This is a genomic window from Streptosporangium sp. NPDC049376, from assembly GCF_044466505.1.
In the GTDB taxonomy this organism is placed as follows: Bacteria; Actinomycetota; Actinomycetes; order Streptosporangiales; family Streptosporangiaceae; genus Streptosporangium.
The window spans coordinates 304,933-319,158 of sequence record NZ_JBITMT010000007.1 but is presented as its reverse complement, the minus strand read 5'-3'; the positions used below and the strand labels follow the sequence as shown (position 1 = coordinate 319,158).

Annotated in this window: 10 protein-coding genes; 3 read left to right on the top strand and 7 right to left on the bottom strand. The window is 72.7% G+C overall.

What is annotated here, in order from left to right; translation table 11 throughout:
• Nucleotides 1-8 precede the first annotated feature (8 nt).
• The 3 genes from ACIBVQ_RS20895 to ACIBVQ_RS20885 all read right to left on the bottom strand — a co-directional run bounded on the left by ACIBVQ_RS20895 (nt 9) and on the right by ACIBVQ_RS20885 (nt 4,674).
• On the bottom strand, nt 9-2,264 hold the full coding sequence (locus ACIBVQ_RS20895; protein ID WP_399179241.1) for a SulP family inorganic anion transporter: 2,256 nt from the start codon (nt 2,262-2,264) through the stop codon (nt 9-11).
• Between the two features lie 76 nt (nt 2,265-2,340).
• Complete coding sequence (locus ACIBVQ_RS20890) at nt 2,341-3,924, bottom strand: hypothetical protein (protein ID WP_362911636.1); 1,584 nt, start codon at nt 3,922-3,924, stop codon at nt 2,341-2,343.
• A 183-nt stretch (nt 3,925-4,107) separates the two neighbouring features.
• Nucleotides 4,108-4,674 (bottom strand): YbhB/YbcL family Raf kinase inhibitor-like protein, encoded by a 567-nt coding sequence (locus tag ACIBVQ_RS20885; protein ID WP_399179239.1) that lies wholly within the window; start codon nt 4,672-4,674, stop codon nt 4,108-4,110.
• Between the two features lie 470 nt (nt 4,675-5,144).
• Here ACIBVQ_RS20885 and ACIBVQ_RS20880 point away from each other — a divergent pair, with 470 nt between their 5' ends.
• Both ACIBVQ_RS20880 and ACIBVQ_RS20875 read left to right on the top strand, forming a co-directional pair.
• The gene (locus ACIBVQ_RS20880; RefSeq protein ID WP_399179237.1) at nt 5,145-5,750 is read left to right on the top strand and encodes a PH domain-containing protein; all 606 of its coding nucleotides are present in this window, start codon (nt 5,145-5,147) and stop codon (nt 5,748-5,750) included.
• On the top strand, nt 5,747-7,351 hold the full coding sequence (locus ACIBVQ_RS20875) for a PH domain-containing protein (RefSeq protein ID WP_399179235.1): 1,605 nt from the start codon (nt 5,747-5,749) through the stop codon (nt 7,349-7,351). Before ACIBVQ_RS20880 ends, ACIBVQ_RS20875 begins: the two co-directional genes overlap by 4 nt.
• Before the next feature lie 69 nt (nt 7,352-7,420).
• Here ACIBVQ_RS20875 and sepH read toward each other — a convergent pair whose 3' ends face one another.
• The 3 genes from sepH to ACIBVQ_RS20860 all read right to left on the bottom strand — a co-directional run bounded on the left by sepH (nt 7,421) and on the right by ACIBVQ_RS20860 (nt 11,849).
• Complete coding sequence (gene sepH / locus ACIBVQ_RS20870; RefSeq protein WP_399179233.1) at nt 7,421-8,833, bottom strand: septation protein SepH; 1,413 nt, start codon at nt 8,831-8,833, stop codon at nt 7,421-7,423.
• A 445-nt stretch (nt 8,834-9,278) separates the two neighbouring features.
• On the bottom strand, nt 9,279-10,604 hold the full coding sequence (locus ACIBVQ_RS20865) for a D-arabinono-1,4-lactone oxidase (RefSeq protein ID WP_399179231.1): 1,326 nt from the start codon (nt 10,602-10,604) through the stop codon (nt 9,279-9,281).
• 87 nt (nt 10,605-10,691) lie between these two features.
• Entirely contained in the window at nt 10,692-11,849 is a 1,158-nt protein-coding gene (locus tag ACIBVQ_RS20860) for an MFS transporter (protein WP_352016181.1), read from the bottom strand.
• A 190-nt stretch (nt 11,850-12,039) separates the two neighbouring features.
• Between ACIBVQ_RS20860 and ACIBVQ_RS20855 the strand changes: the two genes are divergently transcribed.
• Nucleotides 12,040-13,242, top strand: coding sequence for a lytic murein transglycosylase (locus ACIBVQ_RS20855; RefSeq protein ID WP_399179229.1), 1,203 nt, complete (start codon nt 12,040-12,042; stop codon nt 13,240-13,242).
• On the opposite strand, the gene ACIBVQ_RS20850 is transcribed toward ACIBVQ_RS20855, so the two are convergent.
• On the bottom strand, nt 13,233-14,195 hold the full coding sequence (locus tag ACIBVQ_RS20850; RefSeq protein WP_352016179.1) for a ferrochelatase: 963 nt from the start codon (nt 14,193-14,195) through the stop codon (nt 13,233-13,235). The two genes, ACIBVQ_RS20855 and ACIBVQ_RS20850, sit on opposite strands and share 10 nt — an antisense overlap.
• Between the last annotated feature and the right edge of the window lie 31 nt (nt 14,196-14,226).

Here is a 14,226-nt window from a genome sequence, read left to right as displayed (position 1 = left end):
AATCGGGGTTACGGATGTCTATCCACAAGGCCAGGTACCGGCCCGAGCACGTGGACCCGGGCCGTGGGGATATCGAAGTAGAGGCCGACCAGCTCCAGCCGCCCCCGCCCGACCAGCTCGGCCACCCGGGGAACGGTCAGCAGGTTCTCCAGCTGCTGGACCACGTTCGTACGGCACAGCCGGTCGAGCGCCCCCTCGTCGGCTTCCGCGTCCGGGCCGGAGAGGAAACGCGCCAGGCTGTGGTCGCCGTGACGCAGCCAGCGGCCGAGTGAGGGCAGCCCCGCGGCCTTCTCGCCGCTGTCGAGCAACGCGGCCATCGCCCCGCAGCCCGAGTGGCCGCAGACCGTGATCGTCCTGACGCCCAGCGCGCCGGTCGCGTACTCGATCGCGGCCATGACCGAGTCGTCGCGCGGCACCGCGCCCCAGCGGGGGACCAGGTTGCCGATGTTACGGACGGTGAACAGATCACCCGGCCCGCTGGCCGTGATCAGGTTGGGCACGACCCTGGAGTCGGCACAGGTGATGAAGAGATGGGAGGGGTCCTGCCCACGGGCCATCGCGTGCAGGAACGGCCTGACCAGTGGCGCCGTACGGCGGTGGAACTCCCGGGCCCCGGCGAGCAGGTGGTCGGGGGCCGGGACCGGTCCGGCCCGCTCAGGCGGAGACCCAGCCGGGGAGGGCCCGGCCGGCAGGAGCGTGGGACCGCGCCGGTGCGCCCAGGGCAGCCACCAGCGCTCAGGGTCGCGGGGCGGCGACTTCGCCGGGAACATCCTGGCGCCGCCGGCGGCCATGGCGTACCACTCGTCGTGAAGCTCGTCGACGTCCACGCTGCCGCCCCCGCGCTCGTGCTCCTGACGCCAGGCGTGCACGGCCTCGAAGGCCGCGTTGTCCATGAAGTCGATGTTCAGGTCGAGGTCGACCGCCACGCCGGGGGGAACGGTGTGCAGCTCCGCGACGATCCTGGGCACGCCGAGGAAGGTCAGCGAACCGCCGATCAGCACGTGCCAGCGGCCGTCGGGCTCGGGCCTGGCCCGGACCGTCACCCCGGTGAGGCGGCGCAGCGCGGACAGCGCGGCCAGACCGAGACCGAGCAGCACCCCCTCGGGAAGGCCGAGCAGCACGACCCCGGCCATGGTGGCGAAGTAGATCGGGATCTCCCCGTGCCCGTGCAGGCCACGCAGACGTCGCAGATCGGCCATCCGGACGCCGATGAAGATCAGCAGGGCGGCCAGCGCCTCAGCGGGGATCAGCGTGATCGTCCGCCACAGGCAGACGGCGAACAGCAGGATCCACAGGCCGTGCAGGACCGCCGACCAGCGGCTGCGCGCCCCGGCGCGCAGGTTGGCCGTACTGCGCACGATCACTCCGGCGACGGGCAGCCCGCCCAGCGCGCCGCTGACGATGTTGGCCACGCCCTGCGCGGCGAGCTCCCTGTCCAGGTCGCTGCGCCCGCCGTCACGCTGCTTGTCGACGGAGACCGCGCACAACAGCGACTCGACCCCGGCCAGCAGCGCCACCAGCAGCACCGCTGCGACGATCCCGTGCCAGTCTCCCTCCGGCCACACCGGGGCCACCCAGCCGACCAGGCCGGCCGACAGATCGAGCCGGGTGACATCCCAGCCGGCCAGCAGGGCGGTCGCCGAGGAGACGGCCAGGGCGGCCAGCGGCGCGGGCACGATCCGTGACCGCCGGGGCAGCCGGTTCCAGCCGAACATGACGCCGACGGTGAGCAGGCCGACGAGGACCGCGTGACCATGGACGGCGGCGAGCTGGCCGGGCAGCTCGGCGAGGTTCTCCACGGCGGAGCGCTGCGGGGCGCCGCCGAGCACCACGTGCACCTGGCCCAGGGCGATCACCACACCCACCCCGGCGAGCATGCCGTGCACCACGGCGGGGGAGACCACCAGCACCGCGCGGGCCACCTTGAAGGTGCCGAGCAGCAGTTGCAGACCGCCCGCCAGCAGGGTGATCAGGCAGGTGGCCCGCCAGCCGTACACGGCGATCAGTTCGGCGACCACCAGTGACAGCCCGGCGGCGGGCCCGCTGATCTGGACGGCGGAGCCCCCGAGGAGGCCCGCGACCACCCCGCCCGTCACCGCGGCGACCAGCCCGGCGGCGGGCGGCGCCCCGGAGGCGACCGCGACGCCCAGGGACAGGGGCACCGCGAGAAGGAAGACCACCAGGGAGGCGGGCAGATCATGACGTACTACGGAGGCGAGGGTGCGTCCGGTGAGCGCGATGTCACTCTTCGTGTTCGTCCCCATGGGCAGACACTACGCTGCCGACGCCTCGCGGTTCAGTGGCCCGGCGTGGCCTGTTACGGACGCCGGGACGGATCGGTCAGCGGTAGTAGTCGGGGTAATCGGGCTCCTGGGCCCGGTGACGGCTGCCACGGGGAGAGGGCCCCGCCTGCCCGTCGGGGGTCGTCGCGACCTCGGGGACACCGGTGCCGTACAGGTCGCCGTAGCTCGGCCACACCGTGCCCGCGCCGCCACCGGGGGCGGGGGTGGGCTCCGGCCAGGCGGTGGAGGGGACCGGTTCGTGGCCCTGCCCGCCGGAGGGCCTGCCCGCCGTACGCGGCTGCTCGTCGTAGGAGCCGACCGCCTTGGAGGGCGCGGTCGGGGTGGAGATCGCCGGGGTCGGCCCGGTGAGCGCGTCGTCGTCGATGGTGGCCCAGCCCGTGCTCACCTCGTAGGAGGTGGCCGAGGGGGCCGCGGAGGGGGCGTTGTACACCGGGTTCTGGTAGGAGGCGTACGACGGTCCGGGGTCGTCGAGGATGTCCGGGCTGCCAGCCGCGGGCCAGCCGCCCGAGGTGGGCGAGGTGGCCCGCGCCCACGGGTTGTCCGCGACGGGCCTGGACGGCTCGGGCACACCGCCGGAGCCGTACGGCGCGGGCGACGGGGCCGGAGCGGCACCCGGCGCGGTGTTCGGGGAGGCGCCCGCGGGGAAGGCGGCGGGGAACCCACCGCTGGTGGTCGGGCCCATCGGAGGCATCGGCGGCGGAACCTGCCCGGCCCCGGGGTCCCGTACGGGGGCCCCGCCCACACCGCGTCCGGCGGCACCGGAGGCGGGAGCGGGGGCGGCGCCGCGCGGGCGGGGCGCGAGCGGCTCGTTGAGCGGGTCGGGTCGCGCGGGCGCGCCCGGCAGGGGGCCGGGGCCCGTGTTGCCACCGGCCGCGGCGTTCGCGGCGGCGGCGCGCCCGCTCCTGCGGGAACGTGGTGTGCGGGGCTCACCGAACGCGCCGGGCGTCGGGGCCGCGAAGGTCACCGTCTTCTGCTCGGCGAGCGCGGCGGCGGTGGGGGCCGGGTTCGGCTGGACCGGTTCGATCAGGTCGGCGAGGCCGGACGGCAGCGAGGCCGAGGCGACGGCGGGGGCGGGCGGCGGCACGGGAACCTGGGCGGGCCTGGGGGCCTGCGGCCTGTTCGGCAGCGGCGCCTGCACGGTCACCGCGTCGGCGGCCGAGGCCGCGATCGGGACGACAGGGGGGACCGGCGGAACCGGGGCCGCGGGCGGCTGGCCCGGCGTCTCCGACGCGGGACGGCTCGCGCCCATCTTGGCTGCCAAGGACCCTCCGAAACCGCCCTCGTCAGCCTGGAGCCGCGTCCAGTAGTCGTCGTCGTAGTCGTCGGCCTGGCCGAACTCGTTCACGCCGCGTTTCCCCCGCGAACCCGCGGGACGGGGCGGACGGGGCGGCTTCGGCTCGTCGAACGGGGTCAGGTCGGGACTGAAGTGCTTCATCTTCGGTTCCCGGGTCGCGAAGTCGTCGATGGACAAGGCAGGCGTCTGCGCCTCCTTCTCCTCCAACTCGCGAAGGCGTTCCGCGGGGAGCGCACTCTCCCTGCGGTTCATCGACCGCATGCCCAGTGCCACGACGACGAGCACGAGGAGCACGACGGCGACCAGACCTGCTACGACCGCGATCATTGCACCACCCTCAAGGCCATGGCCTTCCAGCGGCGCCGGTGAGGTCGCGCGGCCATCGACGCGACCTGCCCCCTTGCATCACCTGCGCACGGACATTGGATCTGATTGTGTCGGACCACTATGAGCGTTGTCACACCCTAAGTGAAGAATCGGTAACCATTACTACCTCCGGTGTTTGACCTGTCACTCGATGTGCGTCGTGGTGAGCCGGCCCCAGGCGATCGTCCTGGAGGCGATGCTCTTCAGGGTCTTCTCAAGGGAGGCGCCCTTGGGAAGCTCGATCCGGTCGTTGAGCGCGTAGACGGTGAAGCGGTAGCTCTCCTTGTCGCGGCAGGGCGGGCTGTAGCCCGTCTTACCGCTGGTGGTGCTTCCCTCCACGGCGCCGACCGGGACGCTGTCATCGGCCAGTTCGTTGGTGCGCGGGTCGATGTCGAACACGACCCAGTTCACCTCTCCACCGGTGCGTGAGTTGTTGTCGACCACGATCGCGACCGACTTGGTGTCGTTCGGAATCCCCGACCACCGCAGTGGCGGGTTGCCCGCCGACCCCTTGCACGAGTAGTCGGAGGGCAGAGCCGTGCCGTCCCGCAACTGGGGGCTGGAGACACTGATCGGCTCCAGCTGCAGCCGGTCGGCGGACGCGGAGCCGCCCGTCAGGCCACAGCCCGAGGCAACGACGACGAACGCCGCGGCCAGTGCCGTCCCCACGGCAGGTCGCGGGCGGCGTGTAGACGTGTGCGGCTGCCCCATGCCCGATGATGCTACGCGGATCTGGCAGATGCGCAGACCGGATCGCGAGGTTCCATGGCGCGGAAAAACCCGGGAATCGGACACGAACCCGGGGCGGAGAGAGCGCTTCCCGGTCCGGGGGCCGCCGCCCCGGCGGGAGGAGGCGCCCATGCCCCGGAGCCCTCGCATCCATCCCCACCTGCCGATATCCGGAGCCGATGATCGACGATCAAGGTATGGGCGCGGCCTCGCCGCAGGCGGGACGGCCGCCTTCCGGACGGGCGGCCCGGCCCGGTTGTGAATCCTGTGGAGTTGCGGTGCGGGAGTGTCGTGAACGCTCGGGAAACCTCTCGGGGTCGTTCCCCCGCGCCCGGGCTCCCCCGGTCCCCCCACGGCCCTCTGGGGCGACGCCAGAGGGCACCGTACGGCCAAGCCGTACAACGCGGGCATGACGGTCAGCCCCCTGGGACGGAACCCTTTAGGCTGGCACCGTGAGAGACCACGCCGAAGAGCACGCCGAACCCGAGAGGGCGGCCACGGCCCTGCCCGGCACGGGTGGTCATGGTCCCTCACGCGACCCCCTGAGGATCCCCCTGCGGGCCCCGGCGAACGCGGTCTCCCGCAAGGCGATCGCGCTGTGGCTGTTCGAGGGGCTGTTCTGGTCCGTCGTCCTGATCGGGGGGTCGTTCCTCCTCACGCGCTGGATCGACGGCGACCGCTGGTCCTGGCTGCCCGGATGGGTGCTCGGCAACATCTGGTGGCTGCCCGCGCTGGTGACGCTCGCCACCCTGCCCGCCGCGATCGCCGAGCCGTTCTGGCGCTACGCCGTGCACCGCTGGGAGCTCAGCGGGGACGTGGTCTACGCCCGCTCCGGCTGGATCAGCAGGGAGTGGGCGTTCGTCCCGGTCAGCAGGATCCAGACGGTCGACAAGGCGCAGGGCTGGTTCGAGCGGGTCCTGGGACTGGCCACGGTCGAGATCCGGACGGCCTCCCACGCCGGGTCCTCCACGATCAAGGGCCTCGACTACGAGGTCGCCGCGACCCTGGCCGAGGAGCTCGCACGGCGGGCCGAGGAGCTGAGGGACGACGCGACGTGACCGGTCAGGACGAGGCGCCTCCGAGCCCCGGCATCCACCAGGGGCCGGGGGCCCCGCTCCCTGGTCCGCCGCAGCGGCTGAGCCCCAAGGTGCTGCTGACCGAGCCGATCAGGATGCTCCCCTCGCTCTTCCTGCCGCTGGCCGGGGTGCTGTTCGTCGGAGGTTTCTCGCCGAGCTCCTTCCTCTGGGCGGCCCTCGGCGTCGCCGGTTCCGTCGCCTACGCCGTGGTCCGCTGGGCCACCTTCACCTACCAGGTCGCCGGGGACAGGCTCGAACTCACCCGGGCCCTGGTCAGCAGGTCGGTACGGACGATCCCGCTGGAGCGCGTCCGTGGCGTCGACGTCAGCAACCCGCCGCTGCACCGGCTGCTCGGCATCGCCGTTCTGAAGATCGACACGGGCGCGGGCGGCGAGGACAAGCAGGAGGGCGAGCTCGACGGGGTGACGGTCGCGGAGGCGGAGCGCCTCAAGGCCGTGCTGCTCCGGCACGCGAGGGCCGGCGCGCAGACGGGCGAGGGCGGCCGTGACCCGGTGGCCGTGCCCGCCGGGCCGTACCAGGAGGGGGTCCCCACGCCGGTGGACCGGCCGCAGGCCGAGCGGGTGCTCTTCGTGGTGCCGCGCCGGTGGCTGGCCTACGGGCCGTTGTCCGGCGCCTACCTGCTGACCCCGTTCGCGCTCGCGGCCGGCGCGGTCGGCCTGGCCTTCCAGTGGGGCAACGAGCTGCGCGTCGACGGACGGTTCCTGGTCGGCGCGGGGGAGTGGCTCTGGGACCACCCCTTGGTGCTGCTCGTGGCCCTGGTGCTGCTCGTACTGGCCATGCCGGTCGCGGGGGGCGTCATGTACGCCGTGTTCAACTGGGACTTCACCCTGCGCGTGCGGGAGGGGTACCTCGTCGCCGGGCGCGGTCTGCTCACCCGCAGGAGCGTCTCGCTCGAACGCCGCAGGGTGCGCGGGTTCGAGCTGGTCGAGGGGGTCGCCGAACGCTGGGCGGGGGTCGCCAGGGCATGGGCCGTCGTGACCGGGCTCGGCGACTCGCAGACCCGGGGTCAGTTGCTGCCCGTGGTGCCCAGGTCCAAGGCGCTGGACGTGGTCGGGGAGGCGGTCGGCCCGACGATCTCCCGGCTGCGGCCGCATCCGCCCGCGGCGCGCAGACGCAGGCTCTTCAGGGCGGTCTTCCCGTGGCTCGTGATCGCGGGCTGCGCGGGAGCGGCCGGGCTCGTGTGGTCGCCGCTGTGGTGGGGGCCCGCCGCCGTCGCCCTGCTCCTGGCGGCACTCGGCGTCCCGCTGGGCCTCGACCGCTACCGTTCGCTCGGCCACGCCTACGACGGGGCCCGCCTGTCCGTCAGGTCGGGTTCCCTGCGCCGCTCCCAGGTCGTGATCGAGGAACGCGCGGTGGTCGGCTGGAAGCTGACCCAGACGCCCTTCCAACGCCAGGCCCGGGTGCTGACCGTGACCGCCGGGGTCGGGGCGGGCAGCGGAGGCTACTCGGCCTTCGACGTCGGCGAGGCCCAGGGTGTGGCCTTCGCCGCCGAGGTCACCCCCGCCTGGCTGGCGCCGTTCCTCCTGACCGGAAACTCCGAGCGGCCCAAGCCGGTGGAGTGAACACCTTCCGTACGGCGAGGCGGGGGCGGCCGGTCTCCCGTGCCGCCCCCGCCTTCGCGTGTCCTGTGGTCAGTCCTGACGTCTGGCGCCGAACATGATCTCGTCCCAGGTGGGCACCGAGGCGCGCCGTCCCCTGGCTCGCTTCGCGGGCCGTGCGGGGGCCGGTTTCGGCGGCTCGACGGGTTTCTCCGCGACCTTCTCCGGGACCTTCTCAGCGGGTTTCTCGGCGACTTGCTCTGGGACCTTCTCCGGAACCTGCTCGGCGGCCTTCTCCACGACGGGCTCGGGGGGCGCGGCGGCGGCTTCCTCCCTGGCCCGCTCGTCCAGGCTGAGACGCGCGGCGGGCACCGCGGCCGCCTCCTCCTCCGCGGGTTCGGCGGGGACGCCGGTCTCCGTGGACCCGGTGGTCTCTGTGGTCCCCTGGACCTCCGGAGACGACTCGGCGGGCGTGGCGACCTCGGTGGTCTCGGTGACCTCGGGGGCCGCCGGTTCGGACTCCATGACCTGCTCCCGCGTGGCGAGCGGCCTGGGTGTCACGAGCACCGGGGACTCCTGGGGCCGCATCCGGGCGACGGGCGCGGCCTCGGGGGTCCTGATCGGCTGCTCGAACGGGGCCATGGAGTCGGGCGCGCGCAGCGGAGGCACGGTGGGCCTCGGCGGATCGTAGCCCGGGGGCAACGGCGGCATCGGAGGCTGTGTGTAGGCGGCCGGAGCGGAGCGTTCCTGGGGCGCGGGCGCCTCCGGCGGCTGGGGCGAGTCGTCGGAGGGCGACTGCTCCTGGCGCAGGACCGAGGGGAAGGAGACCGGAGGCTGGCCCAGCGGCTCGGGCGCCAGCGGGGGCACCGGCGCGAGCTTGGCGACCCGGGGCACGAACGGGGTGACCGTGCTGTCCTCGGCCGGCTCGGCCTGGTCGCCCGACGACAGGCGCATGGCCTCGTCGTCGTGCGGGGTGATGTGACGCCGCCGCGGGTCGAAGATCCATTCCGCCCTGCGGCTGTGACCGTTCCACACGAAACCGAGCTTGATCCGCCACAGGTTGTCGTCCCGCTTCGCGGAGTCCCAGTCGATCTCGTCGGCGGGCACGCCGCGACGGGTCAGCCGTTCGGCGACCAGTTCACCGAGGGTGGGGCCGGGAGCGGAGTCCCCAGGAAGCCGTACGGCGCAGCGTTGCGCCTGCTGGGCCATGTACTCACGTTCCTGGAGCACGGGGCCCTCGAACCACCGCACGCGCTCGACCGGGATGCCCGCCGTGGCGGCGATCTCCTCGGCGGTCTCTCCTGCGCGTATCCGGGCCTGGATCTCCTTGGGGCGCAACGGACTCTCCACTTCGATCTCGTACTGGCCGAGACGGGAGAAGTTGCCGCGGACGGCAGCGCGGAGCCGGTCGTCGACGGGCAGCGTGAACCGGGTCCCCCGGCCGGCCGTGGCCAGCACAAGGTAGGTCCCGTCCTCACTCACCGCGACGAGACGGAGCTCCTGCATGCGAGTCCCTTCGTCGTCGTGCTCAATCTTCCCCCGGACCCTTGAGTCTCTCGCGTGTGCCGGTTGCCTGCCAGCACCGTACCCGGCATGTCCGAACATCGCCTTCCTGGATGGGGCTCGCAGCGATGTGACGCCGGTCACATTTGCTCCATTTACCTGCTTATCGGGCACCGTTGTGGAGCAGTACATTCGGAGTCCCCGACGGATTCTCCCCAATAACCCAGGGCGCCGTCGCGAACTTGGTGCAAGAGCCCCCGGTTCGGGGCGACCGGCCCGGGTGACGGTCGTCTCCGGCGGACTCCCTCGGAGCCGGGCGACGTGGGCGTCTGCGAATCCGCTCCGGCGTCCGCGTCAAGGCGACAGGACGCCGGCACGTGACCCTCCAGGGGAGGTCGCACGCAGGGGGGCCGGCCCGGGGAGTTCCCTGGATCGCGGGACGCGCCGGTCAGCCCAGGACGGTGTCCAGATAGTCGTTGGAGAACACCCGTCCCGGATCGAGCAGGTCCCGCAGCCGCAGGAAGTCCGCGAAACGCGGATAGACCGTGGACAGGTAGGCCGCGTCGCGGGTGTGGAGTTTGCCCCAGTGCGGCCGGCCGCCGAGCCGGACCATGATCTCCTCGACGCCCTCGAAGTAGTCCGGGTTCGGTGTCGGCCGGTAGACGTGGCAGGCGACGTAGGCCGAGTCGCGGCCGTAGGCGGTGGACAGCCAGGCGTCGCTCGGCGGGGTGACCCGAACCTCGATCGGGAAGGTGATCCGCCAGCCCCGGCGATCGATCAGGTCACGGGTCTCCCTGAGGGCCTGGGCGAGGTGCTCGCGCGGGATGGCGTACTCCATCTCCAGGAAACGCACCCGCCGTACGGTCGCGAAGACCTCGTAGGAGGTGTCCACGCGCTCGGAGGCCGACAGCGCCGAGGCCGACAGCGCGTTGATGCCGGGGATGGCGGCGGGCAGGCGCGCGCCGAGCCCGCACAGCGCGCCGAACACCGTGTTCTCCAGGAAGACGTCGTCCAGCCAGTGCCTCAGGGCGCTCTGCGGCCTGGCAGGGCCGGGGTGGCGGTTGTTGCGCTTGGTCAGGCAGGTGTCGGTGTGCGGCAGCCAGAAGAAGTCGAGGTGCTCGTTGTCCGCGGTGATCTTGTCGAGTGAGCCGAGGATCTCGCTCAGCCGCATCGGCTGCCTGACGCTGTGCAGCAGGAACGAGGGCTCGACCGCGAAGGTCAGCGCGGTCACCACCCCGAGTGCGCCCAGGCCGACCCTGGCGGCGTCGAAGAGGTCCCGCTCGGTGACCCCGTCACGGATCTCGGCGGTGCCCTCGCGGGAGACGGTGACGCTCTCGCCGTCGGCGAGCACCAGGTCCAGTGCGATCACCTGGTCGGCCAGACCGGCGATCCTGCCGCCGGTGCCGTGGGTGCCGGTCTGTACGGCTCCGGCCAGGGTCTGGGCGGTGATGTCGCCCATGTTCGCCAGCGCCAGGCCCCTGCGGGCGAGTTCCTCGTTGAACACGCTGAGCGGGGTCCCCGCGGCCGCCCGCACCCAGCCCTCGCCGGTCTGCAGGACGCCGGTCAGCCGTTCGGGCCGCAGGAGCAGGCCGTCGGTCAGCGCGACGCCGGTGAAGGAGTGCCCGGTGCCGACCATGCGCACCCGCCGCCCCGTCTCGGCCGCCCGCCGTACGGCCAGGGCGACCTCCTCGGCTGAGGAGGGCGCGTGGACCTCGGCGGGGACGGCGGACTGGTTGCCCGCCCAGTTGCGGAAGGCGGCGGGGGTCCGGCTCATGGTCGCTCCTCGGCCGGGGATGTCGCGTGGCGTGCCCGGCTCACGCCGCGGGCACGGCTCCGTCCCGCCAGGAGACATGAACCATACTCACGATTGCTCCTGGAGAACAGGGGGCCGCAGCCAGGCGAAGCCGCCCACGCCGACGGCCACGGCCAGCAGGGCGCAGCCGAGCGGGAAGACGTAGGCGCTGGAGGAGCCGTAGAGGTCGGTCAGCCGTCCGGCGGCCCACGAGCCGAGCGCCACGCCGAAGCCGACCGCGGTGGACAGCCACGCCATGCCCTCGGTGAGCAGGCGGGCCGGGACCAGCCGCTCGATCAGCGAGTATCCCGTGATGAGCGTCGGGGAGACGGCCAGCCCGGCGAGGAACATGAACGGCGCCATCACCCCGACGTGCTCGATCAGGGCGAAGGGGGAGACGCCCAGGGCGAAGATCCCGAGGGTGGTGACGAACCGGCTGCGCATCGAGGACTTCCAGCGCCGCGCGCCGTACCAGAGGCCGGACAGCAGGCTTCCCGTGGCGATGACCGACAGCAGCAGCCCGGCCGCGGCCTTGGCGCCGTGCTCCTCGGCGAAGGCCACGGTGATCAGGTCGACCGAGCCGAAGACCGAGCCGACCGCCAGGAAGACGCACGAGAGCAGCGCGACGCCGGGAATGGTGATCGGGCTCCTCGAACTCTCCCCCTTGGGGATGATCGGGGGTTCGGTGCCTCGCTGCATGGCGAAGGCGACGGTGCCGATCACCGTGGAGACCAGGGCGACGATCAGTCCGGCGTACGGGCTGACCGAGGTGGCCAGCGCGGTCACCAGCGCGGGACCGGCCACGAAGATGACCTCGTCCGCGATCGACTCGAAGGAGAAGGCCACGTGCAGCTCGTCCGAGCGGCCCAGCAGGTGGGACCAGCGGGCCCGTACCAGTGAGCCGAGGGACAGGGCGCTGGCGCCCGCCAGGGCGCCGGTGACGAACAGGGTCCACGCGGGCGCGCCCAGCCCGCCGCAGAGCATCAGGCCGCTCAGTGAGACGCCGTGGGTCAGCACCAGGGGGACGGCTATCCTCGCCTGGCCGTACCTGTCGACCAGGCGGCCCGACAGGGGTGCGGCGACGGCGAAGGTGACGCTGACGGTGGCCGCGACCGCTCCCGCCATGGCGTAGGAGTCGGTGAGGGCCTCGACGAGGAGCACGATGCCGATGCCCAGCATCGACATGGGCATCCGTCCGAAGAAGCCCGCGATGACGAACCCCTTCACGCCGGGCCTGTTGAACAATCTCCGGTACGGCCCGACCACGGACTGCCCCTTTCCCACATTTTCGTCGTCGATCGTATCGACCATTTCTAACCAAACCATCACACGGCAACTCATTTTTCGCGCAACAGAGCGAACCGGTGGTGCTTGGGCTAACGTGAGGGCAGTGTCACATCATCCCAGGTTGGGGGTATTGGTCGCGATACTCGCCGTGACCGCCCTCGCGGTCACCACAGGCGCGATCTTCCTCGTCCTGAGCCCGGCCGACTCCCCGGCACAGGTCCGTAAGGCGTCCCCCGACCTCCGGCGGGACACGACCGTGCGGGACCTGGCCAGGCTCGCCCCGCAGGCCGACCTCACCCAGGCGAGCCCGCCCCCCGCCACCCCGGCCCCGGTGGTCGCGGCGACCGGCGGGCCGGGGATCACCCTCACTCCGCCCCGGCTGTTCGTGGTCTCCCAGTCGACGCTTCCCGAACGCACCAAACAGGACATCGCCCGGCTCGGGCACGTCCAGAAGGTCGACTCCTTCGACGGGGGAGCGGTACGGGTCTCCGGCACCGCGCTCAACCTGCTCGCGGTCGAACCGGCCCGTTTCCGCGCCTGGGCGCCCAAGGCCGTGGCCGACCAGCCGAGGGTCTGGGAGGCGCTGAACAGAGGGGAGCTCATCGCCGACAGCGCCGCGGTCCGGCGGCTCGGGCTGGTCCTCGGCGCCAGGTACCAGGTGGACTCCGGACCGGCGCTGCGGGTCGCCGCCTCGGCGTCCTTCGGCCTGCCCGGGGTCGACGGCCTGGTCGGCGCCGAGACGGGACGGCGGCTCGGCCTGCTGCCCGGGGTGGCGCTGCTGGTCAACGGCCCGGAGAAGGCGGTCGCCGCGATGGACGCCGGGGTGCGCAAGCTCCTCGGCTCCGGCGCCCAGGTGGTCGTCGTCGGCGGGAGCCGTACGGCCAGGAAGACAGAGGTGAAGGCCGAGCAGGTGCGGGAACGGGCGCCTACCGGCAACAGGGCCACGGTCGGGCGGCCGGGCAGCTATCTGGAGCTGTACCGCAAGGCGGCCGCCGTCTGCCCCGGTCTCTCGTGGACGGTGCTGGCGGCCATCGGCCAGGTGGAGAGCTCACACGGGCGCAACAACGGCCCCTCCTCGGCCGGAGCCCTCGGCCCGATGCAGTTCATGCCCGCCACCTGGAAGGCCTACGGCGTGGACGGGGACGGCGACGGCGTAGCCGACATCTGGAGTCCCTACGACGCCGTGCCCGGCGCGGCCAACTACCTGTGCGCGAACGGCGCAGGACAGGGCGGCAAGAAGCTGGCGAAGGCCGTGTGGTTCTACAACCACTCCACGGCCTACGTCAACAAGGTCCTGTCCGTGGCCCAGGCCTACGCCCGCGCCTACCCGTGACGGCGGGGCGGGGCCGGGCAGCAGGTGGCCGCGCACGGGACGGGCTCGGGCTCGGCGAGCAGTTCGCCGACCATCGCGACGAACCGGGGATGGGTGCCCGCGGTCGCCGCCCTGGCCAGCGGGAGACCGAGCCCGGCGGCCGTCTGGGCGGCCTCGACGTCGAGGTCGTAGACGACCTCCATGTGGTCGGAGACGAAACCGATCGGCACCAGGACGACCGCCGGGGCGTCGACCTTCTGCAGGTGGTCGCAGACGTCGGGCTCCAGCCACGGCACGTGCGCGGGGCCGCTGCGGCTCTGCCAGACCAGGTCCCACTCCCGCTCGCCGCCCAGCCCGGCGACGACCGCGGCGGCGGCCCGGCGTAGCTGTGCCTCGTACTGCCCGCCGCCGGGCCCGGCCGTCCTGGCCATCGAGACGGGGACGCTGTGCGCGGTGAAGACCAGGCGCGCGGCGTCCCGGTGCTCGGCGGGCAGCCGATCGAGGGCCTGGCGGGTGTGGTCGACCATCGCCGCGACGAACCCCGGGTGGTCGAAGTAGTGCCTGAGCTTGACGACCTCGGGGGCGCCCTCGACCGCCGCCCTGGCCAGGGCGATGTCGTCGAGGTACTGCCTGCACGCGGAGTAGGAGGCGTAGGCCGAGGTGACGAAGGCGGCGGCCCTGCGCACGCCGTCGGCGGCCATCCGCCGCAGCGTGTCCTCAAGGTAGGGATGCCAGTTGCGGTTGCCCCAGTAGACCGGCACGTCGACGGTCGGCTCGACGGCGGCGATCAAGTCGCGGCACTGCTGGTTGATCGGGCTGCGCCCCCCGAATCGCTGGTAGTGCGCCTCGACCTCCAGCAGCCGCTCACGCGGGACTCCCCGGCCCCGCACCACGTTCTCCAGGAACGGCATGACGTCGCCGGGCTTCTCAGGCCCTCCGAACGAGACGACGAGCAGCGCGTCGTAAGTCCCCATGACTCTCATCAAACCGCATGGCGGGGAATCC

Bases quoted from the DNA above. Each gene is read 5' to 3' on its own strand.
- sepH (WP_399179233.1), bottom strand. From the start codon at position 8,833: ATGCAGGAGCTCCGTCTCGTCGCGGTGAGTGAGGACGGGACCTACCTT.
- ACIBVQ_RS20885 (WP_399179239.1), bottom strand. From the start codon at position 4,674: ATGGGGCAGCCGCACACGTCTACACGCCGCCCGCGACCTGCCGTGGGG.
- ACIBVQ_RS20865 (WP_399179231.1), bottom strand. From the start codon at position 10,604: ATGAGCCGGACCCCCGCCGCCTTCCGCAACTGGGCGGGCAACCAGTCC.
- ACIBVQ_RS20850 (WP_352016179.1), bottom strand. From the start codon at position 14,195: ATGGGGACTTACGACGCGCTGCTCGTCGTCTCGTTCGGAGGGCCTGAG.
- ACIBVQ_RS20895 (WP_399179241.1), bottom strand. From the start codon at position 2,264: ATGGGGACGAACACGAAGAGTGACATCGCGCTCACCGGACGCACCCTC.
- ACIBVQ_RS20890 (WP_362911636.1), bottom strand. From the start codon at position 3,924: ATGATCGCGGTCGTAGCAGGTCTGGTCGCCGTCGTGCTCCTCGTGCTC.